Origin of the sequence: Thomasclavelia sp. (assembly GCF_047249845.1) — a bacterium.
Taxonomy (GTDB): Bacteria; Bacillota_I; Bacilli_A; order Erysipelotrichales; family Coprobacillaceae; genus Thomasclavelia.
Genome location: NZ_JBKTWO010000046.1, coordinates 1 through 25,991 on the forward strand (window position 1 = coordinate 1; position 25,991 = coordinate 25,991).

The window sequence follows — 25,991 nt, forward strand, 5'->3', positions numbered from 1 at the left end:
TTGCTATGTTTTACTCTAAGAAACGTGCAGAGGGTAAACCTCATCGTGTGGCTTTGTTAAAAAGCTGCTACGTGTCATCTACACACTGCAAACTAAAAACATTGCATATGATGCCGATTTAGTTAGATAATTACTATATCAATGTTTCAGCCCTTGAGATATAGGGCTTATTTGCCATACACTTTTTAGTTTCTTAAAAATTTTGAAAAACTTTTCAAAAAAACTCTTGACTTTTAATAGTTAGTCACCTTGTCCTTGAGTTCCGCCACAGTCCTTCTTACAGAAGCTTCACAACCTTCACAACCTTCACAACCTTCAAAACCACACTCAGCAACCAGGCGTGTGTATATCTTATGTGCTGTATGCTGCTGCTTTCGCGGAGCTTTCCGGTCAGAATCTAAACACTTCATGATAAATGCTTTAACTTCATCAGTAATGATGTCTTTTTTTCTGCCACTGCCGGGTTTGCGTTCCCACGGAACTGTTTGTCCTTCCCAATATTTCTTTACTGTGTTTCGTGAGATTCCCAGTATCTTTGCTACGTTACGCTGACTGAAGTCTGTATGCTCTCGATAATATCTGATCTTTTCATAAATATCCATTGCTATTGCCACTCCTTATCCCTCCTGTATACAAGTTTTTTCTCTTATTATACAGAAGATTTATTTCTTGTGGCTCACTTTTTTATTATCATTTTTTCCTCTAATGGCTCGTTTTATTTTAGCCGACATATTTTTGTGTTCATATAGATGTTTTTTGGGAAATTTTTTATTTATAAAAAAATTTGTTGTTATAATGAAAATATATGCTATTACGACATTTTTTGAGATAAGTTTACATTATACACATATTTTTTCTCTTTTATTTATATGGAGGAGAAATAATATGGGTATTTTATGTGATTTAATAGTATCAGCAAAAGATAAAAATAAAGATAGCTTAATGGAAATTATAAATAAATTTAGACCGTTAATAAAAAAACAGGCATATGCCCTAAATTATGAAGATGCAGAAAATGATTTGATAGTTGATATGATAGAATTAATATATAATATGCCTTTTTTTCAGCATGATGGACAGGCGGTTACATATATATCAACATCTATCAGACATTCATATGTAAAATTCTTAAAACAAAGAATACGTTTACGTGAAAATGAATGTATATATGATCCAGATATAATAAAGAACATAGAAAATCTATCAGAAGATTTTGAGAAAAAGGATCTGGATTTAATTTTTGCAATTAGAAAATTAAATTATAATCAAAAATGGGTTATTATATATAAATTTTTTTTTATGTTTAAAGATAAAGAAATAATGAACAAATTAAATATATCTCGTCAGGCTGTTTATAACAATAAGAATAAGGCTCTGAAAAATCTAAGAAAAATGTTAGAACAATAGTTTTTTTGTAGTTAAAGTCGTTTTGAGGTGCTTTTGGGAAAAAATACACGATAATTAACATAAAAGGTGTAATATATTAATTGGATTCACGATTATTGAATATTTTTGTATAGTCAGCTGATAAAAGATTAATAAAGGACAGAAAATCAATAATGATGACTCTAGACAAAACCATTCAGGAGAAAAAAGAAATGTCTATTAGCAAATGGATTAGTGACAAAATATGCAGTTATTGTAATGTTGATAAAAAGAATTATCAAAAGATGAAATATGGCATTGATATTATTTATATTAATATTAGCAAAACAGCTGTTTTGATTATTTTATCAGTAATATTAGGAATAGTAAAAGAAACATTATTATTATTAAGCGTGTTTACATGTGTTAGATTAAGCGGATTTGGTTATCATTCAAATAATACAATTAAGTGCACTGTTATTGGTATTATTGGATTTATTAGTTCTGTCTATATGGCAATTATGTTGAAACCCATTAATATAATTGCGGGAATGGTGGTTTACTTAATTTGCTTAATTATTTTTTTGCGTTACGCTCCGATTGAAACGATGAAACGTCCAATAGGCAATTCACGGAAGAAATTTTTTAAAAAGATTACTGTAATTACAGCAACCTGTTTATTTATTGTTGCATTCTGTATAGGTGAAAATGTATATAGAAATATAATCATTATAGGAATATCATTAGAAGCAGTGATGATATTGCCTATAATGAAAATAATAATTCAATGAAAGGGATTTTTAGATATGAAGAAAATGAATAATATTATCAATAAGTTATTAATACCATTATGCGGTACAGTTGTAGCTGTATGTATATTTATAGCAAATGCTTCTCCAAACTTATGCTTAGGAATTTGGGGATATGAAGAAGATATGCCTGATGAACTAAAAGACAAATGTTAATCTACTGTATTTATTATAAGCTCGGATAAAAAGAAATTATCCTGAATCTTAACATTAAAGAATACATTACTATAATTGTTACAAATATTTTGAACAATAGATAATCCTCTTCCGTGATTCTCTCCTTTGGTTGAATAATTATTTAAGAAAATTTTGGAAATATCAGGTACAGTATTGCATGAATTTTTTATGACATATATTATTTGCGTTTTTAAAGGAATTATACTCAATATGACATTTTTTGATTCGGTTTTGACAGCTTCTTCAAATGCATTGTCTAACAGTATTCCTAAAATTCGAGACATATCTAAAGATGATATTTCAGATACAATATTAATGTTTTCCTGAATATCTATATTAAAATTAATGGAATTGTTTTTTGCTTTCAGTACATAACTATATATAATGCCTTGTATTATGCTGTCTTCAATTAATGTTATAGAGTGTGTAAATGTTACATCTTTTAAAATACTATTATGAAATGGTAGTATTTCTTTATAAAAAAAATCCTTTATCATTTTTAAATTGTCAGATGCTATCAATGTGCTCATTGATGAATATATTTTTATATAATCATGTTTAAAATCTATTATTTCATTATACATATTTTGTATCTCACGTCTGTATGCAGAGGTTATTTCCTGTTTTTTTTCTAATTCAATTTCTTTTGATTTATTAGAAATAATTTTTAGTTCTAACCAAATGGAAATTGTTGAAAAAACAATAGATGTCAAAGTTAAGATATTACCAAATATCAATACATATTTAGTAATGCTTGTATCTACTGTAGCTATGGCAAATTCAACTCCGGCGATAATTATGACTAAAAATAGCACATTTATAAATATTAAATATATTGTTTTATCTGGTTTAACATGGTTAATAAAATTCATTTTTTTATGATGACGGGTAATTTTATAACTTAAAAAATATATAACACAAGAAATGATTAATGACGAAATAATCCATTCTATAGAAAAAAAGATATTATAAGATACCATTTCTCTTAAATGTTCAATTTGATCAGGTGAAAATTTCATTGCATAAAATACCATATTGGTAATAAATGTAAGCACAAGAACCATTAAAAAAGTAAGTACACAAATAAATATATTTTTAATCAATGGTATTTTGGCATGAGTTAAATATAAAAATAAGGTAAATATTAAGCCTGGTATACCCGCAAATATAAATGTAAGAGATATAATTAAGTAGGTAATTCCCAAACAAGAAAATAATTTGCCGAATGAGATTTTTTTCGTTGTTAATGAAAGAGTTAAAACGTAAGCGATGCAGGTAAAACCAAGTGAAAAAGAAATTGTGTTAGATAGAAGTATAGTAATCTGTGATAAATTCATTTTATAATCTCCTTACATCTTGGTGAATAAATACAATGATAATTGTGCGATAATTCAATGGTATGTTTCTTTTTGTCAATATTGACTATTTTATTTTTGTTTACTATAATAGATTTGTGACAGCGAATAAATCGGCTGTCAAGTTCCTTTTCAATATCTTTCAGTAATGCATAGAAAGTAATCATGCCATTATCATAATATAAAATCAATTTATGAGTGCTTTTTATTGATTCTATGTAGCATATTTTATCGAACGGGACAGAAAAATTTTTCTGTTTATTTTTTATATTTAAGCACTTCATATAACCTTTTTGTTGTCTTGTTTCTATATACTTTAAGTTCTCACAAATTCGTTGTCTTAATGATGCCAAATTGTTTTTTATGATAAAATCAAGAGCCTCTAATTTATATTCATATGTAAGTGACATCATTTCTTCATAATTAGTAATGAATATTATAGGGCTCATATAATCATTTTCGCGTATAATTGATGCAATATCGAAGCCGCTTTTATTATTTTGAAGTTTTATATCAAGATAATAAATTGTTATTTCAGAATTATTGTGGATATAATTTATAACATTGTCTGGATTAGATGTCGTCAAAACAATTTTAGAATTAAAGTGATTATTAACTATATATTTTTCAAGTATAGATTTTATGTAATTACAAAATTGTATATCATCTTCACATATTACAATATTCATATTATTCTCCTATATAATAATTAAATTTTATTTAGATTATTATAACATATAGACGTATTTTTGTCAATTAATGTATTAGGATGAAAAAATTTTAAAGAATACGGACATTTATATCCATTTGATAATATAATTGATTTTTCTCTTTTATCGACACCGATAATTTTCGTTCTATTAATAATTATAGATTTGTGACATTGAAAGAAATCTGTGTTTAATCTATATAAAATATCTTTTAATTTACCGTAAAATTCAACTACATATGAATCAGTATGAATTTTTAGTTTATGGTGTCCAGAAACAGTATCAATAAAATAAATGTTTTTATACTCTATAGAAAAATTGGTACTGTAGTTTTGAATATTTAAACAGTTGATATACCCATTGCGTTGACGTTGTTCTGTAATTAGTATACAGTCTGTAATTCTTTTTTCATAATTTGAAATATCATATTTTGAGATATAATCAAAAATTTTTAGTTTATACTCAAAAGTTAGGCTTAATTTATCTGAGTAATTAGTTATAAGTACGATGGGACTTATTTCATCTGTTTCACGTATAACATTAGCAATATCAATACCACTTATAAATTTTTCATGCAGATTAATATCTAAAAAATACAATGTAATTTGATTATTTTTATTTGCATAGTTTAATACGTCTGCTGAATTATTTGTAGAAAGTATAATTTCACTGTTTAAATTATTTTTTATTAAGACCTTTGTTATTACTTTTTCAAGTTTATGTCTGTCAGAGATGCTATCTTCACATATTACTATATTCATTACTATACTCCTATTTTTAATATTTAGTTTTCTCTATAATAATATATTTCCTAATTGGTATAAAAAACAACATCATATTAAAACATAGTATTTCCTTGGTTTAAGAATTATATAGTTTGTTGTAATAAGAGATAGTCATTATTATAATTACTGTTGGATATGCTTATACTGGAGGAATTCAAATGAAAAAAATTAAAATAGGCAAAAATATGAAAGAAGTTCGAATTATGCGTGGCCTTACACAAGAAAATTTGGGAGAAAAAGTACATTTAAGTACTAATTATATTGGGTTAATTGAAAGAAATGTCGATACACCGTCACTTAGTGCGATTATAGATATAGCTAATGAATTAGGAGTTAGTTTAGACTATTTAGTCGGAACTCATATTAAAAAAAAGAAAAATTATCAGGAATGTCGGAAATATGAAAATCAAATTATTGAAAAGGTGAAATGCTTAAATAAAATGCAACTTTTGTATGTTTTAGATACTATAGAATTATTAAATAAATACAACTGGGGTGACGAGAAAATAGAATGATAAATGAAAATACAAAAAAAGATGATGTTGGATTTTTTAACCGCTTATATAATCAATACTATCAAAAAATATATAAATATATTCTTTTTATAACTGGTGTAAGGTTTTCGGAAGATATAGTACAAGAAACATTTTGTACAGCATGGGAAAAGTTATATGAGATAAAAACACACCCATCACCTCAAAATTGGCTTTATAAAACCGCAAGGAATAAAATAATGACAACAATGAAGAAAAAAATGAATATATGCGAAACACCTATACCAGAATGTGAATTAGATACATATGAAGCTGTAGCATATGAGGAACAATTTACTTTTGATGACTTGAAAAATGTTTTAACAAGTAATGAAATAAAAATGCTTAGACAACATTTTATAGAAGGATATAGTATAAAAGAAATATCAATAGCAAATTCTATGAAAATAGGGACAGGGACGATGAAATTTAGCAGAATGTATAAAAAAATAAAAAATTCAAAATGTTAGAACGAAAATATTTATGCGTGTTTTAAATATCGCTAATAAACTTTACATTTTTATTTGAAAAATACTCTTTAATATATAGTTTTAAAGAGAAAGGTGATAAAAATGACAAGTGATAATATTACAGTTATTATGAAACCAACGAATCAATGCAATTTACGTTGTAAATATTGTTATCATGCAGATAATGGATATGACAAAGAAAAAATGACGGATCAAGTATTAGAAAAAGCTATAGCTGTTACAGCTCCGTTTTTTAAGAGAGTTGAATATAATTGGCACGGAGGAGAACCTCTGATTATGGGACTGGATTTTTATGAACGTGTATTATATTACCAAAAAAAATATCGACAAGGTCCGGAACATCACATAATAAATACTATGCAAACTAATGGAATATTAATAACACAAGAGACTGCAGAATTCATAAAGAAATATGGTTTTGGTATAGGATTATCATTTGACGGACCTTTTAATGATCAGACGCGTGGAAAAACAGATTATACGCTTAATGCGTATGATTTACTTAAACAAATCGATAAAAGACACGGAACCATTTCCGTTATTGGGGCACATAATATTCATAATTTAATAGACATATATAAATATTTTAATGAAAAAAATATATCATTTAAGTTTTCACCTATGTTTGATTCAGGAGAGGCTAAAAATCATTGCGAATTATTACTTACCGATCCTGCTGAATATGCAGATAAAATATGTGAATTATTTGATTACTGGATGAATGATGTTGATGGTAATATAGAGGTTCGTCCGTTTGCTAGTTATGTTAGTTCTTATTTCACTCACCATATGCGAAGCTGTACAAAAGGAAATTGCATGTATCATATGGCATCAATATATCATGATGGAAAAGTTTATCCGTGCGGGCGTTCATATCCGGAAGAATATTGTTTGGGTAATATTTCTGAGGTTAAGGATATACGTAACCTTTTCAAAGAAAATGTTTATCAACAGATAGTAAATAAGAGGTGTATAAGAGAGAATGAGTGCAGAAGACAGTGTAATATTTTCAGTTATTGCAATGCTGGATGTAATAATGATTGTATTTTATCTGGAGATATAACTAAACCCAATATGTTTCAGTGTATATCTCATCAAATTATTTTAAAGCATATCCATAAACGTGTAAAAGAAGTAATAGAAACAAAAAGAACAATAAATAATTATATGATGCGAATAATAAAACGTTATTCACGCTAATATCATTATATATAATGTTTAAATATATTAGGAATATTTCTGCGAAAAATCAAACGATTATACCGTTTGATTTTTTGTTTTGTGTATTTTTAAACATCATTGGTGAAAAAAAATTGACATTCAATATGATAGTGTTAAAATAATATTACTATATGAATTATGAAAGAAGATGATGAGATGATAAGAAAAATATTTATTTTAACAACAATGATAATGTTAATAAGTATTACTGCAGTAGCTGAAGATCATAATTATATTTATAAGAGTGATATTCGAACTTATATTGATAATCAAGAAATAACCTCATATAACATAGGAGGCAAAACATTAGTGAAAGCAACAGACATGCGTCGATATGGTTTTGAAGTTGAATGGGATGAGGAGAATAGGACAGTGGTAATTCGTTGTTTATCATTACCGAAAGAACAACCTTCTTTGTCAAACTATGAGTTTGAAGGGATGTACAAGAATTCAAATGACATACTGGGTGAAACAGTAACGACTGATATTGACGTATATTTTGGTACTCATAGAGTTACTTCGTACAATACAGGTGGTAATATGATGATTTGCGTAGAGGAAATGGCTGAAACTATAGAAGGAGAGCATTATTTTAATGAAAATGCTAAAATGGGGTATTCTGATTTGGGATTTAAAATGGTTTATGATGATGAACAAAGGCGTCTTGATTTATACTCTATGCGTCAAGGTGTAAGTGTAAATACGTTGTATGGAGTAGGAAAGATCATTGGTTCTAGCAGTAGAATGTGGGAGTTTTATGGCTATTATAGAAACAGAAATATATCTGATGATGAGTATATAAATTACTCAGAAAAGGATATAGTAGGTGATAGTTATGTATTTTATTCATGTGATGAATTGTTTAAATATGCTGGAATTTCGTATACTATACAAGACGGAAAACTGTGTATAACATTTCCTGATAACTATGTGCCAGTGAAGCCAGAACGGTGGTCTGCAACAAATCATTCAAAGGATACATCGTTTACGCCAATATATGAGGTAAATGCCAATATCAATAGCGTAAACAGAACGATAAAAATTATGATAATGTCAGATAAATTGTATATAGCGGATAATGATATGATTGATATAGGTTTGATTATATCATCATAAACAATAAGACAATGATAGAACATCGTCTCAGGTTATAGACAAAAGCGGTTGTAGAATTAGGACAACCGCTTTTTGTATAAATCGGTAACTAATGTGGCTTCAAAAGCCCATTTAGTCGTTTCTAGAGTATTCTTCAAGTTTTGTGTAAATACAAAATAGTGCAGAAAAATTTATTTAAGTGGACGGAATTTAATTCCGTCCGCTTTTACGTTATCAAAAAAATCAGCAATTGTCAATAGCTGATTCTATCAGCGAAGAAGATCTCCAACTGAGAATGAATCTCACCCCAATCACGGCGACGACCTGTCCATTTTTTTGTGATGTCCATCATTGCAAGGTACAGCATTTTAAACAAGCTATCATCTGTAGGAAAAACTCCCTTGTTTTTAGTTACTTTTCGGAGCTGGCGATTGAACCCTTCTATCGTATTAGTTGTGTAGATAAGTGTACGCACTGCTTGAGGATACTTGAAATACGTGGATAAATGAACCCATTTATCTCGCCAGTTATCGGCGATTTTAGGGTATTTTCCTCCCCATATTTCATCGAATCGCTCTAATTCTTGTAATGCGGTATCCTCATCAATAGCTGCATAGACACGCTTTAAATCTGCCATAAGTGCTTTAATATCCTTGTATGACACATATTTTGTTGTATTACGGATTTGATGGATTATGCATTGCTGTATTTCTGTTTGAGGAAAAACAGCTTCAATCGCATTGGTAAATCCGCTTAGTCCGTCAATACAAGCAATTAAAATATCATTTACTCCTCGATTTTTTAATCCGTTTAAGACAGAAAGCCAGAATTTTGCACTCTCGTTTTCACCAACCCACATGCCAAGAACATCTTTTCTGCCATCTAAATTTATACCTATTGCTATGTACACAGCCTTTTTGACTATACGTCCTTCGTATCGCACATGATAATGTATCGCATCCATAAATACTACAGCATAGACTTCTTCCAACGGACGCGATTGCCATTCCTTAGCTATCGGCAAAATTTTATCTGTAACACGACTTATGGTACTGTCAGACACATCAAGTCCATATATTTCTTCAATATGTGCCGCTATATTATTTTCAGTCATTCCTTTAGCATACATTGATATGATTTTTTCTTCAATATCTCCCGATAATGTTGTTTGATGTTTTTGAATAAGCTTAGGCTCAAAATCACCATTGCGGTCTCGTGGAATATCTATATCCATGTCTCCAAAACTGGTTTTCATGGTCTTTTTGCTGTAACCATTGCGACTGTTATTGGTTTCTTTGTTGCGATAATCATACTTGGAATAGCCTAATTCTTCGTCAAGCTCTGCTTCAAGACCGCCTTCTAAGGCAGCCGCAACAAAAGATTTGAACAAATCTTGAATATCGTCCATATCCTTGATGTTCAATTCTTTCATAAGTGCTTTTGTGCGTTCTTTTCGTGCAATTTCTTCCGGTGTTCTTTTTCTTCGTGGCATAATTAAAAACCTCCATTTAGTGTATTTCTATTCTACACCATAATGAAGGTTTACACAATACTTGAAATTGACTCCGTTTCTATTTTACTGGATTTTTTGATCCATAAATGCGAGACATAGAGCCACTTTTTCTGTTACCTTTGCATGTCCTCTGTATTTTAATATCGCATTGCCAGACATATTATACAATCATATTTCTTAAAAAATTTTTTTGTTTTATTTTTTGCATTAGTTTTTATATATGTTCTATCAACGAATATTGCGCTTTCATCAACAAAACCACAGTTTATAGTTTCATTTAAAATTCGTGTAGATAGTCTGTATCTTTAAATAGTCTGCAGTAATGCTTTTCTAATGTCGAGAAATGTGGAATATCTTCACCTATATCGTAACTGATAGACCAAAGTTGTGCATAATTTGATTCTATTGCTTTTATTGACTGATGCATATTTCTTATTCTGAATATGTATTGTATCATCACTATTTTAAACAGAGAAACAGGGTATATGCCCAGACATCGTCCCTCAGCTTCATTGTAAATGAAATCAGGTGTTGCCTATATCGCATAATATATGTTTTTAGGTACAAATTATCTATGCAAAGCATATGTAATTGTCATTGCTTCTTATGTCTGTTCATTTTCCTATATATAAAAAAACACCTTAAATTCTGACATTTATATTATATCAGAATTTAAGGTGTTTGAATAGAGTTTTGTCTACAACATTAGACAATGATAGAATATCGTCTTATCCCTTCATATGACAATAATTAGCTTTATGCAGGAACGACTTCAAACTGCATTAGGCATGGAGCGTTGCCCTTTGAAAGATGCATATATTGAAAGTCTATTGTAACACTACCTGTATTTGCTGGTAGTGTAGTTGATTCGAAAAATTGCCAACGGTTATTGTCGGGGTTTTCATTGCTTTCATTAGGCTCTAAAAATACTCCATCAACAGAGTTCCCTGAACGTATACCAGCACAATGCGAAATAGGATTTGAAATAATATATCCTTTGAATTTGACTGGCTTTGAATAATTGTTTTTTAGTGTAAAGTTCATGGCATATTGCAATCCCCAATTACCTAGATTTCGATCGCTCTTATTTAGCGCAGTTTCACTTGCAGTACCACCTTGAACAAGAGTGATAGGATTGTGTTCGTTCGTATTAGTAACCTTTCCATTGTATGGTGTTAATCCAAAGAAATAAGAATTATAGTATGATGCCATTGCATCAGCGGCATATAGTGTTTTGGAAGTTGAAATGTAGAATTTTCTAGCTGTGCCTGAATACGACTCTTCACCGTTACGCGGTATATATGTGCCACCATCAGCTGGAATTTTTGATATACTTGTACAGAAATAGACTGCAACGTAAACATCTCCAGTTGTTGTGAATTTCATTAAATATTCTAATAGACGATTGCTAGATGGTGTAACTGATTTAGTAGTAATCCATATAGAAGATTTTGCCGCTATGGACTTTGCACTTTCACTTACACCGTTTGAAAACTGCTTCCAAGCATTAATTGCCAAGTCCCATGAGCCAGAGTGTGAAAAACCTTCGTTCACCTTTTTAACAGTCACCGATGTTGAGTTTGGATTATATATTCTAATGGCAAAGTAACCATTTGGGCAACCCAGCAAATCGTATGAGGCATAAACCAAACAATCTCCCTTCTTAACTGACGAACGATTTACATAATAATTAGTTGTAGCTGCGCTAGAACCAACAAAATGTTTTGCAAGCACAGCTTCTGGCTGATTACAATAAACTAAAGTTTGATCATTGTAAGTTGTAAAACTTAATTTTGTTTTATTCTGCATAGCTTTACCAAAATTATCTCCTGCAAATTGGGTTGCTCTGTCTATATTTTTTTTTACTGTAAATGTTGACATAACACTTACCTCCTATATTTTTATTTGTATTAAAACTGTTTCATTTCAAGCTTTCATCAAAATAATCTGCTTGATAAATTATTTTGACATAGAAATAATTTCAATACTACATATAAGGAGAGAAATAAATTTGTTTTTGTAAATGTAGCACACAAATAAAAAAATTTATGCTTTTTTGATTAGACTTTGTGAAAAAAACTGACATTTTATGATTAAAATGATAAAATAAAAATATTAAATATATACGCAATATTTTTAGAAGAGGAGTTGTTTTTATGAATGTAGAGAAAATGATTAAAAGAGATATATCTGTTGAAATAGCAAATTATTTGACAAATAATTTACCTTGTTATGAGAAAAAAAATATTGATGATGAAAAAACATATGAAACAAATTTTTTGCATCTTATGAATGTTATCGGAAAAAATGTAATCAATATACCGAGAAAGGTACATTATTCTCGTGAACTGATTAAAAAAATGAATGAAGAATTTCCGAAGGAATTATGTGATTTAATCAAATTATTTGAAAAAAAATTTGATAAGGGCGAAAGTGTAAAAGGATATTTAAGTAAAAAAGCATTTGATGTAGAATTCAAGGATATATTATTAAATCAATGGGGTATTAAACACTTACATTTAACAGATAAAGAAGCAAACAGTATTGAGGAAATGAAAAATAATCGTTCTAATATCTTGTTGTTTTTTATTGTAGATAATCAGGATGTATATTTTTTGGATGTGAGGAAACATCCTAAAGGTGCCGGATTTATAACACTTGAAGTGTTATATATTGTATATAACAATAGATGGATGGAGAAAATTGGTGCACGGAAGGTGGAGGGGATTATTGACCTTCAGCCTGAAATCGATTCAAATGAGGAACTTTATAAACTTTATAAAAATGGCATAAATTGTAATATGCTTAAGTTTGGTAATGAAGTCTATAGGATGGGATGGGGTGTGTCAAGTAAAGGACATAAGATGGATTATAGTATAATATTATGTGAGTTGAATAGAAAAATTTCTCAAATATCATGTAAATATGGTGATAGGTACGCAGGTTTTGAACTGACTCTAGACGGACATTTTGGCAACGTGATTTTAGAGGGATCAGGAAATAAAATTCCGATTTAGATTTTTTAACGGTATAGGAAGTTTAAAGGAGATTTTATGATGAAAAAGAAGTTAGTTTTAGGTGCGTTATGTGTGTCAATTATTTTAGCGACGGGAATAGGTGCGTCGGCGGAAGTAAGTGAAAATCATTCACAATGGGCGGAGGAAAGTTTAGTAAGTGCAGATGAGGCGGGATTATTGCCGAATTTCTTTGCGGACAGAGATTTAACCGCTAATATATCGCGTATTGATTTTTGTCATTTGGCATATAAAATGCTTGAACAAAAATCACTGATTAGTGAGAATAATGTTAAGAGTTCGTTTGCTGATACAGATGATGCCGAAGTGGCTTTTCTTGCAAATTCGGGAATAATAAATGGACGTTCTGAAACGGAATTTGCACCGAATGACGATATTACGCGTGAGGAGGCGGCAGTAATACTGACGAATACAGCGGAATTTATGGGCGTAAAAGAGGACATAGCTTTATTTGATACTGTATTTTCTGATTATGACACAGTTTCAGATTGGGCAAAGGAATCTGTGCGTAAAATGGATTCTCTCGGAATAATGCGAGGAGTAGGTGATAATAATTTCTCGCCAAAATCAAATTATACAATGGAGCAGTCGGCAATAACAATGCTAAAGTTGTTTAATCTTGATGTGAGTGACTACGCAAGCAATGTGTATGAAGTAAAAATTAACGGTGATTTATCACTTTTTAGCGGTGAGGATAAGCAATGGATAAAAAATGACGGTAAAACGATATTTACATATGACGGTCCTGAGGAAGATGTTGCTGATGATGAGAGGTCGTTTGTGTTCTTTGAAAAAAGCGGGAAATGGTATTTTTATATTCATAACAACAAAAGTGAAAATTACAGCAAGAATAATAAATGCACAGGTATATACAATGCCGAAACAGGAAATATGGACTATAAACTGATGGTTGATACGTTAGATACATGTCAAAGAGCAACTGATCGTATTGAGTTTGCAGATAATTATTATATGGTAACAACATTCGGTTCAGCTGGATCCGAACCTGCTTCTTTTATAACAAATATGAAACTTTACAGTTATGATGGTGAAATGCTTGCCTCATCTCACAATGATTCATACTTGGGTGGTGATTACCTTGATAAGAATGAATATCCTTGTAATAACCAACAAATAAGAGTTGATTTGGATAAGGCGAAATCGCCGTTGGGTGAGTATTTTGTACAGGGTGAGAATTTGATTAAGTCACCTCCGTATTACAGTCCAACATATAGTAAGGATTTCACATATTTTTATACCGATACGCTGAAAGGATATACACCGGTCAAATATAACGATGAATACATAATTTACAATCCCAACGGAGAAATAATTTATAAAAGTGATAAAAAATTATTTGTAATGCCATATAAAAATAAAATTTGTTTCGGTGAAACCGATGAATATAGTATTGAGGTATATGATATACAGACAAGAGAACATATTGATTCATTGAATTGGGATGAAAATCAGCAATATAAATCCGCTGATGACTATATTGAGGATTTATTGGCAGAAAATATAGACAGCGAGTGCGTATCTCCTAAGGGGAATTATACGGTCGATGGATTTAATATGCTGTTATATACATCTGTATATCCAAAGGAATTTATTGATTTTCTGGATACTGAGGGCTTTAGCGGATATACACCAGTGTACAAATACGAAAAAGGAAGTTCGAAATACTATATATACAATCCCGACGGTGAGGTATTCTTAGAATCTGATAGAAAAGTGTATCTTATCAAACGTGATAATAAAGTTTGTTACACTAAAGTAAATAAAGCGAATAAGGAAGTAGAAGTATATTCGCTGTCAGACAGAGAACTTATTTCAACATTTTCATATGATTTTTATACATATTATACTTACAATCAATATGATATAATGGGATAAATCATAGGACAATATTTAAGATAAAAAAGGAGATAATAATGAAACGAAAAATATTTATATTAGTCGCTTTATTTATGTTATTCGGTATTACTGCCACCGCAGAAAATGTCGGTGATGTTATAGGCGCGGTGTATCCGACAGATATAATAACGGATATATGTGGATATGAAATACCTGCGTACAATATAGGCGGCGAAACAGCAGTATTAGTATCAGCTTTGTCGAACTACGGTTTTGATGTAAAATTTGAAGACGGCATTGCCTATGCGGATTATGATTGGCAAAAAGAAAAAACACCTATTTTAGAACCGACAAAATCCGACATAAATGTTCTGTATACGGATATTAAGGTTAAAATAAACGGAATAGAAGTCCCGGCATTTAATATTGACGGTTCAATGGCTATACCGATTGAACGTACCTGTGAAATATATACGGAAGCAAATAAGGATAATGAAATTTCGGATTTCTTTCTGAATTATGTATGGTGTGAACCTGACAAAACACTGTCGCTGGATATCTCTGATGACAGAGTTTCATATCAGGACTTTATGATAGATCTCATCAAAGCAACTCATATGGATTTTGACAGTAATTTTTATAACCACTATGTAAAAACTGATGATGAAGAAAACACAAATATTGCTTATCTTGAAAAATTCAGCGATATAAAAGATACAAAGTTAGAAAAGTACATAAATTTGCTTGTTAAGGCAGATCTTATAGACGAGTATAGTTATGAAAACGGAAGTAAATTACATCCATACAGAGGTGTCACTCGTACCGACGCAGCATTTTTCATTTCAAGAATTTTGGGATGTTCGTATGACTATGCGGAGGCTTTTGATTACTATATAAGTAAATACGGTCACTATAATCATATAGAGCAAATTTTTGAATCATACAAAGAAACAATACCGGATTATGTTCACTATGACATTCCCTCTTATGACGCATACAAGATTCAAGAATGGTCAAAACCGTATTTTGCATATTTATTGGATATAAATATATTGGCTTTTGATGACAATAATTATATAAAACCAAATGATTTTTTAACAAAAGACAGTGAAAATGAACTAATAACTTCAATGTTAAAATATATGGAAGAAGGTATAACAGATAAAGAAATCAGTTTTACAATAAACAGTAATCGAGTTGGTTTTAAAAAAGATTTTTATATGCTTCATACTCTAACTTCACCTGCACAAATAGTTAATGGTATTTTATATGTTCCGATATATTCAATTTTTAATAAAACATATCGTGAACATTATGTGGACAATATCACTGCTGATGCTTTGAAGCTGAACGTATCCAAAGAAAATGGTATTGTAATTAGCATAGGAGGAGATTTTACTTGTATTTTTAATAATCATTATTTGTTTATGGGCGATTGGGGTATCGTATACAATGTTTTTCCAGGTATTAATGCTTATGTTGAAAAGCGTTTTAGTCAACCGTCGGGAGGAACATATATTCCAAATTTAATTCGACTTGATTATCCTATTCGAAAGCTCTATGGTGAGCCCATGCTTCCGATATACGATTATAATACCGATTCTCAGATTGAAAATTCATTTGGAATTAACTTTGATACTGAAGCTAACATATATAATTTTAGGTATTTTAAAGCGCTTTATAACGGTTCATGATAATATATAAAAAAGCGGTTCCTCTGAACCGCTTTTTTATGTTTTTATGGTGGCTCTTAATCAATTAAAGATCCTCGTCTTTGTAAATAATGTAATATTTGTCAAAAATATTATGCATATCTTGAATGTAAATATATTTGCCATTCTCGTCAGTATCATTTAACTCAAATGGAGTTCGTCCAGATAAAAGGCAAGTTACAGCTGCAATTCCTGCTGCGTCACCTAAGACACATTGATTCGGCAAGACTCTCATTTCTGACCAAGCAAATGATGAGGCTGATACGGCATACCCAGGAATAAGCAGATTTTTTACATACTTAGTAATAAGAGCTGAGTATGGTATAAATGCAGGAGCTGTTGGAGAGTTTTTGTCTAAAGGATAATTAGGATCATTCATATCTTTGCGGATTTTTTGATAACTTAAATGACCGCAAATATATTTTTTAGAATCATTTTCATCTATATAATCATCTTTTTTGAAAGGATGGATATCGGATTCATAAAAATTGAAACCTATAGATTGACGATTATTAGGATTATCTTTTTCATCAGGATGAGCGGCATAATGGCAGTGATGTTGTGTGACTGCATAATTGTTGTTTTCTGTTTCATTACCTATGGACTCTCTGTCTTGTGAGGTATGTACGGTTTCTCTTATATACAATATATCACCTACAGTTATATGACTTTGATCATTAGCATCTTTTTCCCAAACAAAATCAGCATTTTCAAAACCAGGTAATTGTCTATAAACCATTAGTAATCTTTCAGAATTGTCTTCCAAGAATTTTCTTGAATTTATCCAAGCTTCATCCGTATTTTCATAATCATCTCTAATGTTAGGATAAAAACCAGTGTTTTTATCGCGCTCGTGAGCGCTACCATCCACATTAAAGATTAGTAATCCATTTATCCACCATTCATCTGAGTCAGGACCATCCTGGGCTGCATTAAGTGATTTTAATAAATACTTATCACCGAACTCTTCATTGAATAAATACATTTCAGAAGGATTTTCTGCACTAAATCTACCGCTGTTGTAGAAAGTATCATCTCCGCCTGTGAATTGCCAAGCATGGTGATCATGTTCATCTTTATTATCGTCACTCGGATTATCATCCCACTCATATACGCCATATGTATTATCAGCAGTATTCAACTCTATACTTGGTTTAATGCCTTTTAGTTTGAACATAAGTGTAGCTGCAGGCTGACGACCTTTATGCGCAGCGTCAATGTTCTGCCCTAATTCACTATTGTCAAGACAGTGGGTTGGATAGTCAAAACGTCCGGCAGTGGTTGCATTTGTTGTTATACGAGATAATTTTCCATCTTCTGATGCGTCAATAAATATATCTCCGCTTATAATTTCCTTATCTTTTTCAGCGTCTGAAAACTTTATGATACCACTAGGCAAATCGCGATAGATTTTGCATATAGTTATAGATTTTATTATTCCATCTATATCTTGTTCTACGTCGGAAATATCCATTTGGTGCTTTATATTGACACCAAGATTTTTTTCTTTATCATAAATTAAATTTTCTAAGTCAATCGCTTTAGTCTTGGTATTATACCTGTCCTTTTCGGGAATTAATCCTCCGTCATAAGGCATTACATTTGCCACACTACCGCGATATGGGAATCGGCCCACTTCAATATAGTGTCGGACATCCCAGAAATTTTGACCACCTACAGTGCCGATACCGCCCAATTCAGGTACAGGTACAGGATTTATAAGCATAATTTCAAAATTTTCAAACCCTGTTGTACAGGCATATTGGTATGCTTTATAAGCAGCACATACACCACCCATTCCAGCACCATAAACTACAATTCTTCTATATGTATCGACTTTTTTGATATCTGCTTCTGTTGCAAATAGAGCTGCTTTATAATCGTCTAATGTCGGGGTGCTTTTATTGATAGGATATAAAGTTAATGATGGTATATCTACTTCAAATCCATCAAAATCAACTGTATTTGTAACAGGATTATAGTGGAATAATTCCTGACGTTTTTTACTGAGGCTATCGAATACATTCTTAAGCTCGCGATTGCGATATTCAATCATTCCAGAATTGATATCATTGACAGTTGCATGGTTTATGTATGATGTATTATCTTCAGTTGCCATCAATTGTACTTCATCTCCTTTTTTGTCAAGAGTGATACAATCAATATTAAGTTTTTTATCATACAAAGTCATTGCATTTAATTGGCCTTTTAAATTTTCTGACGGATTGGTTATTTTGTAGTGATTTAATATATATGTTTCAATATCGCTTAAATCAGAAAATAAGAGATACATAAGACTTTCAGGCATAACAAGGTGGTTATTTACTAATCTTATTGTGGAACGAGTGGTATTTTTGTATAGTGGTGCATAAAAAGCATTGTCAGCAGGTTCTTTATATATAGTGCGTGTTATACCGTTCATAGTTACATTAAAGTATTTTTTCCCGTTAGCATCTATTTGTTCTCTGCTGAAACTTGCTACTTTCCCTTGTGACCATAGACGCCATATACGTTTTTCAAGATACCAGTCACGGTCATTGTGAGAATCATTAATAATGTCCAAATCCATATCCATGCGGAATGTTTCTTTGTTCATATAAAGACCGGAAGCAGTATACGATACCTGTCTTTTATATGCTTGCTCTCCGGATAGAGATTTATAGTATGTACAAGTTTCAGGATTAGAATAAAATCTGTGTTGATATTTTACAACAACATTGGAATTGTTATCAGTCACCGTACATCCTTGCTTCTGTGCGTATGGTATAATATATACCATATTATTAGGTATTGAATGAAGAACGGTGATAACTTGGGTTTGCTCACAGTCCTTAGAATGAGGAATAGACGTCAGCCCTACATCAGCCGGATCTATTGTGGTTCTGCCACGTACTTTTAATGTACATTTTCCTTCCTTATAAAGATTTACAGTCATACTCATAGAACTTGACGGCGCAGTATTATGAAACCACTTTGTTTCTGAATCTGTCTGAACTCCAATAGCAACATGGTCAAGGCAGGACGTAGTAAATGTAATTTTTGCTTGGTTTCCTGCAATGTAAGCATAATTTTCTCCGTTGTTAAGTATAGTTTCAACTTTTGTGATTGATATTGTAGGTGTAAGATTTTTTACTGCGGATAATAATTTAGTCTTATCATAATAAGTACTAGAATTAAAGCTTGTCTGCAGTGTTGAAATGGCATAGGGTTTGCCGTTTATAAAAAGATTTGTGCTGTTTGATGACAGGCGTTCTTTTCGGATATATAGCTTGTCTTCGATATATGATTTTACAGTATTGCTTTCGATTGCTATTGCTCCGAGATAGCTGGCTGATTTTCCAAAAACTGATTCGACTGCTTCTTCAATATTTTTTGTACTAGTTGTAAGGTTAAAATAATTACCGCCTGAAGTATCATTTACGCGGATTCTGTTAGTTATATTAAGTTGTTTACTTAGAAGCCACATAGATTTTGCTTTATACTGTGAAGCTGAATATGAGTGTCCATTATCATCAGTTCCATAGTAAAATCCACAACTGCGGAAATAGTTATCTATATCTACAAAATTAGATTCAAGTGCTGAAATAACATCTTTTCGTTCTGCATATATCCAACCATTAAAGCGAACAGCATTTGGTATATAAAAACTTTTTCCACAGAGAATAATGAAATTATTTTCATCCTGTGTGGCGTCTAAGCCTGTCAGACTTTTGATTTGTGCAATTACCCTATAGTAGTTTTTAGGTACACCTTGTACATCTTTATAATCAAGAACAGCTTCAATAGTTGCATCTGCAGGAATATAATTATCATAATCATAAACAATATAATCAGGCAAATCATTTACTAGAATTTTGTATGTTTTACCGCCTTCTTCGGTAAAGACTATTCTGTCACTGTAAACAGAAATATCTGCCTGAGCGACATTATAGTGAATCATAATCCACTCTGATACAGTGCAAAGTTTCTGGATTTGAACATCAAATGATGAGTATACATATCGTTCATCATCGCAGAAAACAGCATCCTGTGCAACAGAAACATAATATAAATCACCTTGTTTTGAACGAGCAAAGGTCTCTTTTGTTTGTGGGTTATAGTCAACTGTATATCCAGCTCCTGTTTCTTCTTCAATTAAATCCTGAACTTTGATATAGTCATGACGATATTCAGTAGCTCCTAAAGGTGCATATGCCATAGAATTACATATAACTTGATTAGCATAAGTAAATGAATAAACACCTTTGTATATAACTCTTGTACCTTTGTTTGCCGAGATAAACTGTATATCTTCTTCGGCCGCAGCAGAGTATTTTTTTCTTAGGCGATCAATACTTCTTTCCATTTCTGTGAAAGTTACACTTGCAGCAGAATCGACGTAATATTCACCGTTAATTTCTTCTACAGCTGAGACAGGGGTTACTTTAGCAAAAGCTTCTTCCTGATTAGTAACAGCAATCATAACATTAGTTGACTTGTCAAAAATAACATATGTAAATATATAATTATCAACTTGAAAATGACTTGTGGCAATATCAAGAAGGCGTTGCTTGCCTGGAACATAAGGGGGAATATCAGAATCATCATAGCTGTCTTCTACCCTGCATTCAGAATATACTCCGTATCCATAACAGTCACTATGATCAGGACTGTCATCTTCGTCCCATTCCGTATAGTTATCGTATTCGTCCCATGTATCACCATAGTCCACTTCATCCCATTCGTCCCAACAATTATATTCGTTAAAATTATTTGACATTTTTATTCATCTCCAATCTTTTTTTTATAATATTTCTTATATATTTGTTATATATATTTTCAAATTCTATTCCTCTGGATATTGCTTCCTGCATTCGTGTTTTGATATGACTGATGATTATACTAAAAGCTGTACAAGAAAATTCAGGAATATTTTCTATTCCGCCAGCAAGAATAGATTCATTTAAACATCCGCCATTACAAAGATGATATACGTTACATTGTTCTCTGCATTTCTGCTTGCGTATGGCACTTTTATTTATAATATTTTTATAAATTTTTGTTTCAAAAACATCATGTAGATCATTAAAGTCCATTATATTTCCAAGACGATACTCTTCAGGATAATATCTTCCGCAGGGATATATGTCACCGTTTGAATGTACACTTAACCAATGTTTTAGACAACTACTGTGTGTACAGTATTTTGGTTTGCCAGATATAACAGATTGTGCATAACTATAGAAGGGACTTATACTGATTCCGGTAGTAGTATCAAATAGCCATAAATCAAATAATTCACATATTTTTTCTGCATAATATTCTGGATCTGTTAATAAAATATCCTCGTTTTCTTTAGCAGATCCAGATGCAAATATTGTATTAAGTTTTAAAGGCTGATTCTTATTGCGGAAATATTCATAAACATCAATTAAGTTATTAATATTATGCTTACCTACAACAGCTATAGTACCAGGGATAATGTTATATTTTTTTAAATTTTCATATCCTTTTAAGGTCATATTTGTATGACTTCGCAAAAAGTCATTGTATGGACCTTCAAATGAAAATCCAATTAAAATGTTATTATCTGCAATAAATTTTGCAACATCTTCAGTGACATAAGTTCCGTTAGACTGCATGCTATTTTTAATATTTTGGTTAGGGTTATGTTTATATTTTTGTTCTAATTCTAGAGCACGTTTATAAAATGTCAGAGGCATACTTAAAGGTTCACCACCATGCCAGATATAGTGTATACCTGAAAAATGTGGCACGCTTGAAGAAATTAATTTCTCTAGCATTTTGTCTGACATTTGTTCATTATCATAACCTGTTCCAGCGTGATAACAGTGTTTGCAACGTAGATTACAGGCATTAGTAGGTTTTACTATAATAGAAATAAGATCATTTTTATTTATCATAATAAATTCTCCCTTTAATTTTGTATAATATATAATTTAAGATATTTTTTGTTAAATTGCAGAACATAAAATTAAATATGTTCTGCTAAAAATTTAACTGTGTTATATAGACCAATGCATAATAATATTTTTTGATCATCCATGTCTGATATAATATCTGGAGGCAATATATTGTATTTAGAGCACCAATCTATAGCATCTTTTGCTTTTTCAGAAACATCTGTACTATGGGGGCTATTTTTATCCGAAATATATTTTAAATTGAATCCAGTTGCAATTCCTTTTGCAACTGCAGTAGCAAGCTTATTTTTGTTTTTTTGATATATTTCAATATCATTGCTGTTATCTATGAAACATACCTCGAGCAATGCTGAACAAACTCCCTGAGATTTTATTTTTGAAATAACACGGAAATCTTTTCTTTTGACACCTCTGTTGTGATATTTAACGCAATTACATAAGTTTTTTAGAATTTCGTCTTCAACGGTTATTCCACTTTCAGCTGTGGTAACAAATATTTCACTTCCAGAGCCACCTCCTGAATTAAAATGAATTTCCAAAACGTAGTTATATTTTGAAAAATCATAATTATTAGAACCTAAGAATTCAAACCAATTACGATTAGTATCTGCCAATGTTACATTGCAAAAAGATTTTAAATTTTCTTTTAGCAATACAGCAAATTCTCTGGTCAACTCAGCTTCTTCATAACCATTGCCGACAGCACCGCTGTCACCATTTCCGTGACCTGCAATTAATAAAACGTTCATCCTCAATTCTCCTTTTTATATGTTAGGTTCATCATATGTCATAGCTTTTTTGCTGTCACTTATACCTTTTGTTGTAGGATCAATTAAAAAATTATAAATACTTATAACCATAATAAAAATTATATATGGGTTTGAAAAAGCTTGACGAATAATCTCAAATAGTTTATACCATGACGTTATTTCAGAGGCTGTTATTCCCATATAGGCAAAAATAGATGAGATTATTGAAACTATTAGCTGAATATAGAACACAGGATTTTTAAATCTTATTTTCCAATTAATCATATTTTTCACACTCCAATCTTTGGATTCGTTGTTCATTGGATTTTTCTTCTTGTTCAACAATTGTCATTCGTTCAACAAGATTATTGTGAGCTTCAACTTTTTTTTCTAATTGTTCAATTCTGTATAGTGTTTTGTCATTTGATTTCATAACACCTATCATAGAACCAATGATTGTTCCAGCCATTGAAATTAAAGCTACAATAATTGTACTGTCTATAATTTTCATATTTACTCCTCTCGCATATAATATTTTTATAATCCTAAAAAAATATCTTATTATCTATATAAGATAATAGATTGAATACATATAATTCTATAGTTCACCTCCTAAAAACAATATTTTTTTGCATATAGAATGTTGTATCTTTTATATGTAAATTATTTGTTATATGTATATCTAATAATTATAGATAGATAGAAATATATAAATGTAAACTGTTATAATACTTTTTGTTAAATATACGATGTGTTATATTAATTTTTCACATAAGAAAAAAGTATATTATGAAAGCTTAGTTTAAATGTTGAGGATTGAGTGTATAAATAGTGAATCAGAATCTTGTCAGAATATTATGATAGCTATTTTCAAGAACATTTGCTTATGATAAAATAGTTATATTCAGATAATCATTTATTGCCATAAAATAAATAAGCTGGATTCATCAAAATATTTGATGATAAATCCAGTTTGTTTTTTTATTAATATTGAAATAATTGTATAAACAATATATATATATATTGTGATATTTAGACAAAAAAAGATTTTTTTGTGAATTAGGTTCCTTTTTTCACTGCTTTTTGCGATTTATTATTAATGAGGAGCAAAAAAGTTCATTTTCAAAATTACATATAGAGGGGTGGAAAAGTTATGCTTAATTCCTCATATGATGGTGAAATAGAACAATGGGATATGATTGATAAGTATAGTATGAATGTTATATATACTGCATCAGTTGATATACGTCGCAGAATGAGCGCAAAGAAAAGAAGTTTTGATTTTGTTGAGTTTGATACAGATTTAGTAGGAGAACAAGATATATATCCAAGTGAATATGTTATTTCTGATAACAGCGGACATTGTTGCAATGTTAAGAATGAATGGTTGTATGAAGCTATGTTATGTCTTGATGATAAATTAAAAGAAGTGTTGATATTAAAATATTGGTATTTATTATCAAGAAGAGATATTGCAAAGATATTAAACGTTTCAGAGAAAACTATTACAAATTGGAAAAACAAAGCTTTTAAGCTAATAAAAAATTATAAAGAAAGGAGATTGGAGTGTGATATTCGTGGACCTTAAGAATCGAACTGCAGAAAAAGCTATCAACGGGGATTGTGATGCACAGATATTAATGTTGAAACGCTATGAGAGATATATAAATAAAGTTTCAATGGTTACTAAAAAAGATAGGTTTGGAAATTTGATAAGATATGTAGACGAAGATTTTAAAGCAGAGATACAGATGAGGTATCTTGAAGAACTTTTGAAATGTAAGGTGATAAAAAATGATAACAATACAAAGTGACTTATTTGAGTTTGCTTATGTACCCGATTGGTACAGGCATCTTCATGATTTAAAATGTATGGTATTGCCGGAGGCATGGCAGTTCAAGAAACCGGCAGTTGAAACAAAGAATGCAGAAACACCGATATTGGAACGATATATACATACAATTTTTCGTAAACAGGCTATTGAATTCAACTCAGAACAAGAAGATAATAAAGCATTAAAATATTTTTACATTGAGAATGAATGTGCCTGCTTTCATACAGGATTATACACCCCGAGCTATAAAGGCATATATGGCTGCTTTTTCAGAAATAAAAAGCAGGATTCTATGCTTGAATGGTATTTTAAAGGCTTTTGTGATGAAATGTCACCATGGCTTAAATATATAGAGCCGTTGCCTGAACGACCGGTGTATCATATGGCACAGCAAGGTTTGAATTTTAATCCCGAATGGTCAATAAGGGTAAATGTTGAGCATATTTTGGGTGATGAAGAAAATCTAAATAGAATTCCCGCAAAAATAAGAAAGGCTAAAAATTTGCCGTTGCTATTGGAAACTGCAGTGGAACTTGCAAGGCGAAAAGCAGTTATAGAACCGGGACTTATTTCTGCACAGGGATATATGGGGAGAGTGCAATATTTACTTCCGATATATCTTACTAAAATGAATAAGCCGGATTTGGCAATGACACTGACAGTTATGGACGGATACTATTTAGGAAATACTTGTCTGACTCTTGAAATGGCATATCTCAATGCTCGGGCAATAGCCAAACCATCAGCACCATGGCTTTTGGAGCTTATAAAATAATTAAAAAACAGAATGCTTGGTCAACAGTTCTTTTTCTGAACTGTTTACCA

Annotated in this window: 25 protein-coding genes; 13 read left to right on the forward strand and 12 right to left on the reverse strand. The window is 30.8% G+C overall.

The genetic code is table 11. The features are described 5' to 3' along the window. Positions 1 to 233 precede the first annotated feature (233 nt). The gene (locus tag ACLR9T_RS10925) at positions 234 to 614 is read right to left on the reverse strand and encodes a hypothetical protein (RefSeq protein ID WP_117968976.1); all 381 of its coding nucleotides are present in this window, start codon (positions 612 to 614) and stop codon (positions 234 to 236) included. A 271-nt stretch (positions 615 to 885) separates the two neighbouring features. Between ACLR9T_RS10925 and ACLR9T_RS10930 the strand changes: the two genes are divergently transcribed. From ACLR9T_RS10930 to ACLR9T_RS10940, 3 genes are all read left to right on the forward strand, one after another. Continuing rightward, on the forward strand, positions 886 to 1,407 hold the full coding sequence (locus tag ACLR9T_RS10930) for an RNA polymerase sigma factor (RefSeq protein ID WP_022229179.1): 522 nt from the start codon (positions 886 to 888) through the stop codon (positions 1,405 to 1,407). Between the two features lie 191 nt (positions 1,408 to 1,598). Next, a complete protein-coding gene (locus ACLR9T_RS10935; protein ID WP_412956990.1) occupies positions 1,599 to 2,156 on the forward strand; it encodes an accessory gene regulator B family protein in 558 nt (185 codons plus the stop codon). Positions 2,157 to 2,171: 15 nt separating this feature from the next. Then, a complete protein-coding gene (locus ACLR9T_RS10940) occupies positions 2,172 to 2,330 on the forward strand; it encodes a hypothetical protein (RefSeq protein WP_022229181.1) in 159 nt (52 codons plus the stop codon). Here ACLR9T_RS10940 and ACLR9T_RS10945 read toward each other — a convergent pair. The 3 genes from ACLR9T_RS10945 to ACLR9T_RS10955 are packed head-to-tail and all read right to left on the reverse strand — an operon-like array spanning position 2,327 to position 5,177. Further along, the gene (locus ACLR9T_RS10945; protein ID WP_147515214.1) at positions 2,327 to 3,688 is read right to left on the reverse strand and encodes a GHKL domain-containing protein; all 1,362 of its coding nucleotides are present in this window, start codon (positions 3,686 to 3,688) and stop codon (positions 2,327 to 2,329) included. The two genes, ACLR9T_RS10940 and ACLR9T_RS10945, sit on opposite strands and share 4 nt — an antisense overlap. Beyond that, positions 3,685 to 4,395 (reverse strand): LytR/AlgR family response regulator transcription factor, encoded by a 711-nt coding sequence (locus ACLR9T_RS10950; RefSeq protein WP_022229183.1) that lies wholly within the window; start codon positions 4,393 to 4,395, stop codon positions 3,685 to 3,687. Before ACLR9T_RS10950 ends, ACLR9T_RS10945 begins: the two co-directional genes overlap by 4 nt. Positions 4,396 to 4,415: 20 nt before the next feature. Continuing rightward, positions 4,416 to 5,177 (reverse strand): LytR/AlgR family response regulator transcription factor, encoded by a 762-nt coding sequence (locus ACLR9T_RS10955; RefSeq protein ID WP_412956986.1) that lies wholly within the window; start codon positions 5,175 to 5,177, stop codon positions 4,416 to 4,418. A gap of 182 nt (positions 5,178 to 5,359) precedes the next feature. Between ACLR9T_RS10955 and ACLR9T_RS10960 the strand changes: the two genes are divergently transcribed. From ACLR9T_RS10960 to ACLR9T_RS10975, 4 genes are all read left to right on the forward strand, one after another. Next, positions 5,360 to 5,716 (forward strand): helix-turn-helix domain-containing protein, encoded by a 357-nt coding sequence (locus ACLR9T_RS10960; RefSeq protein ID WP_022229185.1) that lies wholly within the window; start codon positions 5,360 to 5,362, stop codon positions 5,714 to 5,716. Then, positions 5,713 to 6,204, forward strand: a complete 492-nt coding sequence (locus tag ACLR9T_RS10965) for an RNA polymerase sigma factor (protein ID WP_412956984.1) — start codon at positions 5,713 to 5,715, stop codon at positions 6,202 to 6,204. Before ACLR9T_RS10960 ends, ACLR9T_RS10965 begins: the two co-directional genes overlap by 4 nt. A gap of 102 nt (positions 6,205 to 6,306) precedes the next feature. Continuing rightward, positions 6,307 to 7,425: a radical SAM protein gene (locus ACLR9T_RS10970; RefSeq protein ID WP_412956981.1), complete on the forward strand. Its 1,119-nt coding sequence runs from the start codon at positions 6,307 to 6,309 to the stop codon at positions 7,423 to 7,425. Positions 7,426 to 7,602: 177 nt separating this feature from the next. Further along, positions 7,603 to 8,562 (forward strand): hypothetical protein, encoded by a 960-nt coding sequence (locus ACLR9T_RS10975; protein WP_413109580.1) that lies wholly within the window; start codon positions 7,603 to 7,605, stop codon positions 8,560 to 8,562. Between the two features lie 232 nt (positions 8,563 to 8,794). Here the strand turns inward: ACLR9T_RS10975 and ACLR9T_RS10980 are convergent, their stop codons facing one another. The 3 genes from ACLR9T_RS10980 to ACLR9T_RS10990 form a co-directional block, all read right to left on the reverse strand. Beyond that, on the reverse strand, positions 8,795 to 10,033 hold the full coding sequence (locus ACLR9T_RS10980) for an IS256 family transposase (protein WP_022229400.1): 1,239 nt from the start codon (positions 10,031 to 10,033) through the stop codon (positions 8,795 to 8,797). Positions 10,034 to 10,331: 298 nt separating this feature from the next. Beyond that, positions 10,332 to 10,574 carry a transposase gene (locus ACLR9T_RS10985; RefSeq protein WP_117968921.1) on the reverse strand — a complete coding sequence of 81 codons (243 nt, stop codon included), beginning with the start codon at positions 10,572 to 10,574 and terminating at the stop codon, positions 10,332 to 10,334. 236 nt (positions 10,575 to 10,810) lie between these two features. After that, on the reverse strand, positions 10,811 to 11,935 hold the full coding sequence (locus tag ACLR9T_RS10990) for a hypothetical protein (protein ID WP_118447003.1): 1,125 nt from the start codon (positions 11,933 to 11,935) through the stop codon (positions 10,811 to 10,813). 275 nt (positions 11,936 to 12,210) lie between these two features. Here ACLR9T_RS10990 and ACLR9T_RS10995 point away from each other — a divergent pair, with 275 nt between their 5' ends. From ACLR9T_RS10995 to ACLR9T_RS11005, 3 genes are read left to right on the forward strand one after another with little or no spacing between them, the layout of a single operon-like run. Then, positions 12,211 to 13,071 carry a hypothetical protein gene (locus ACLR9T_RS10995; protein ID WP_412626306.1) on the forward strand — a complete coding sequence of 287 codons (861 nt, stop codon included), beginning with the start codon at positions 12,211 to 12,213 and terminating at the stop codon, positions 13,069 to 13,071. A 39-nt stretch (positions 13,072 to 13,110) separates the two neighbouring features. Continuing rightward, complete coding sequence (locus tag ACLR9T_RS11000) at positions 13,111 to 14,985, forward strand: S-layer homology domain-containing protein (protein WP_413109581.1); 1,875 nt, start codon at positions 13,111 to 13,113, stop codon at positions 14,983 to 14,985. A gap of 38 nt (positions 14,986 to 15,023) precedes the next feature. Beyond that, positions 15,024 to 16,640: a hypothetical protein gene (locus ACLR9T_RS11005; RefSeq protein WP_308456936.1), complete on the forward strand. Its 1,617-nt coding sequence runs from the start codon at positions 15,024 to 15,026 to the stop codon at positions 16,638 to 16,640. Positions 16,641 to 16,704: 64 nt separating this feature from the next. Here ACLR9T_RS11005 and ACLR9T_RS11010 read toward each other — a convergent pair whose 3' ends face one another. The 5 genes from ACLR9T_RS11010 to ACLR9T_RS11030 all read right to left on the reverse strand — a co-directional run bounded on the left by ACLR9T_RS11010 (position 16,705) and on the right by ACLR9T_RS11030 (position 23,842). Next, complete coding sequence (locus ACLR9T_RS11010; protein ID WP_412956973.1) at positions 16,705 to 21,417, reverse strand: FAD-dependent oxidoreductase; 4,713 nt, start codon at positions 21,415 to 21,417, stop codon at positions 16,705 to 16,707. Further along, a complete protein-coding gene (locus tag ACLR9T_RS11015; RefSeq protein WP_022230312.1) occupies positions 21,407 to 22,561 on the reverse strand; it encodes a radical SAM/SPASM domain-containing protein in 1,155 nt (384 codons plus the stop codon). The genes ACLR9T_RS11010 and ACLR9T_RS11015 overlap by 11 nt, the downstream gene beginning before the upstream one ends. 71 nt (positions 22,562 to 22,632) lie before the next feature. Beyond that, on the reverse strand, positions 22,633 to 23,331 hold the full coding sequence (locus ACLR9T_RS11020; RefSeq protein WP_022230311.1) for an N-acetylmuramoyl-L-alanine amidase: 699 nt from the start codon (positions 23,329 to 23,331) through the stop codon (positions 22,633 to 22,635). Positions 23,332 to 23,346: 15 nt separating this feature from the next. Beyond that, positions 23,347 to 23,616, reverse strand: coding sequence for a phage holin (locus ACLR9T_RS11025; RefSeq protein WP_022230310.1), 270 nt, complete (start codon positions 23,614 to 23,616; stop codon positions 23,347 to 23,349). Beyond that, positions 23,609 to 23,842, reverse strand: a complete 234-nt coding sequence (locus ACLR9T_RS11030; protein ID WP_022230309.1) for a hypothetical protein — start codon at positions 23,840 to 23,842, stop codon at positions 23,609 to 23,611. The genes ACLR9T_RS11025 and ACLR9T_RS11030 overlap by 8 nt, the downstream gene beginning before the upstream one ends. Before the next feature lie 642 nt (positions 23,843 to 24,484). Here ACLR9T_RS11030 and ACLR9T_RS11035 point away from each other — a divergent pair. Genes ACLR9T_RS11035 through ACLR9T_RS11045 form a run of 3 tightly spaced genes read left to right on the forward strand, consistent with a single transcriptional unit; the run spans position 24,485 to position 25,941 of the window. Further along, positions 24,485 to 24,919 (forward strand): sigma-70 family RNA polymerase sigma factor, encoded by a 435-nt coding sequence (locus ACLR9T_RS11035; protein WP_117968737.1) that lies wholly within the window; start codon positions 24,485 to 24,487, stop codon positions 24,917 to 24,919. Further along, positions 24,909 to 25,145, forward strand: a complete 237-nt coding sequence (locus ACLR9T_RS11040; protein WP_147340641.1) for a helix-turn-helix domain-containing protein — start codon at positions 24,909 to 24,911, stop codon at positions 25,143 to 25,145. The genes ACLR9T_RS11035 and ACLR9T_RS11040 overlap by 11 nt, the downstream gene beginning before the upstream one ends. Further along, positions 25,126 to 25,941, forward strand: coding sequence for a DUF3825 domain-containing protein (locus ACLR9T_RS11045; protein ID WP_117968738.1), 816 nt, complete (start codon positions 25,126 to 25,128; stop codon positions 25,939 to 25,941). The genes ACLR9T_RS11040 and ACLR9T_RS11045 overlap by 20 nt, the downstream gene beginning before the upstream one ends. The last annotated feature ends 50 nt before the right edge of the window (positions 25,942 to 25,991 follow it).

Excerpts from the sequence above, each read along its gene's own strand:
- ACLR9T_RS11025 (WP_022230310.1), bottom strand. The coding sequence starts at position 23,616 with ATGATTAATTGGAAAATAAGATTTAAAAATCCTGTGTTCTATATTCAG.
- ACLR9T_RS11020 (WP_022230311.1), bottom strand. The coding sequence starts at position 23,331 with ATGAACGTTTTATTAATTGCAGGTCACGGAAATGGTGACAGCGGTGCT.
- ACLR9T_RS10960 (WP_022229185.1), top strand. The coding sequence starts at position 5,360 with ATGAAAAAAATTAAAATAGGCAAAAATATGAAAGAAGTTCGAATTATG.
- ACLR9T_RS11030 (WP_022230309.1), bottom strand. The coding sequence starts at position 23,842 with ATGAAAATTATAGACAGTACAATTATTGTAGCTTTAATTTCAATGGCT.
- ACLR9T_RS10995 (WP_412626306.1), top strand. The coding sequence starts at position 12,211 with ATGAATGTAGAGAAAATGATTAAAAGAGATATATCTGTTGAAATAGCA.
- ACLR9T_RS10990 (WP_118447003.1), bottom strand. The coding sequence starts at position 11,935 with ATGTCAACATTTACAGTAAAAAAAAATATAGACAGAGCAACCCAATTT.
- ACLR9T_RS10980 (WP_022229400.1), bottom strand. The coding sequence starts at position 10,033 with ATGCCACGAAGAAAAAGAACACCGGAAGAAATTGCACGAAAAGAACGC.
- ACLR9T_RS11045 (WP_117968738.1), top strand. The coding sequence starts at position 25,126 with ATGATAACAATACAAAGTGACTTATTTGAGTTTGCTTATGTACCCGAT.
- ACLR9T_RS10945 (WP_147515214.1), bottom strand. The coding sequence starts at position 3,688 with ATGAATTTATCACAGATTACTATACTTCTATCTAACACAATTTCTTTT.
- ACLR9T_RS10950 (WP_022229183.1), bottom strand. The coding sequence starts at position 4,395 with ATGAATATTGTAATATGTGAAGATGATATACAATTTTGTAATTACATA.
- ACLR9T_RS11035 (WP_117968737.1), top strand. The coding sequence starts at position 24,485 with ATGCTTAATTCCTCATATGATGGTGAAATAGAACAATGGGATATGATT.
- ACLR9T_RS10965 (WP_412956984.1), top strand. The coding sequence starts at position 5,713 with ATGATAAATGAAAATACAAAAAAAGATGATGTTGGATTTTTTAACCGC.
- ACLR9T_RS11000 (WP_413109581.1), top strand. The coding sequence starts at position 13,111 with ATGAAAAAGAAGTTAGTTTTAGGTGCGTTATGTGTGTCAATTATTTTA.
- ACLR9T_RS10930 (WP_022229179.1), top strand. The coding sequence starts at position 886 with ATGGGTATTTTATGTGATTTAATAGTATCAGCAAAAGATAAAAATAAA.
- ACLR9T_RS10975 (WP_413109580.1), top strand. The coding sequence starts at position 7,603 with ATGATAAGAAAAATATTTATTTTAACAACAATGATAATGTTAATAAGT.
- ACLR9T_RS11015 (WP_022230312.1), bottom strand. The coding sequence starts at position 22,561 with ATGATAAATAAAAATGATCTTATTTCTATTATAGTAAAACCTACTAAT.
- ACLR9T_RS10970 (WP_412956981.1), top strand. The coding sequence starts at position 6,307 with ATGACAAGTGATAATATTACAGTTATTATGAAACCAACGAATCAATGC.
- ACLR9T_RS11005 (WP_308456936.1), top strand. The coding sequence starts at position 15,024 with ATGAAACGAAAAATATTTATATTAGTCGCTTTATTTATGTTATTCGGT.
- ACLR9T_RS11010 (WP_412956973.1), bottom strand. The coding sequence starts at position 21,417 with ATGTCAAATAATTTTAACGAATATAATTGTTGGGACGAATGGGATGAA.
- ACLR9T_RS10935 (WP_412956990.1), top strand. The coding sequence starts at position 1,599 with ATGTCTATTAGCAAATGGATTAGTGACAAAATATGCAGTTATTGTAAT.
- ACLR9T_RS10940 (WP_022229181.1), top strand. The coding sequence starts at position 2,172 with ATGAAGAAAATGAATAATATTATCAATAAGTTATTAATACCATTATGC.
- ACLR9T_RS10955 (WP_412956986.1), bottom strand. The coding sequence starts at position 5,177 with ATGAATATAGTAATATGTGAAGATAGCATCTCTGACAGACATAAACTT.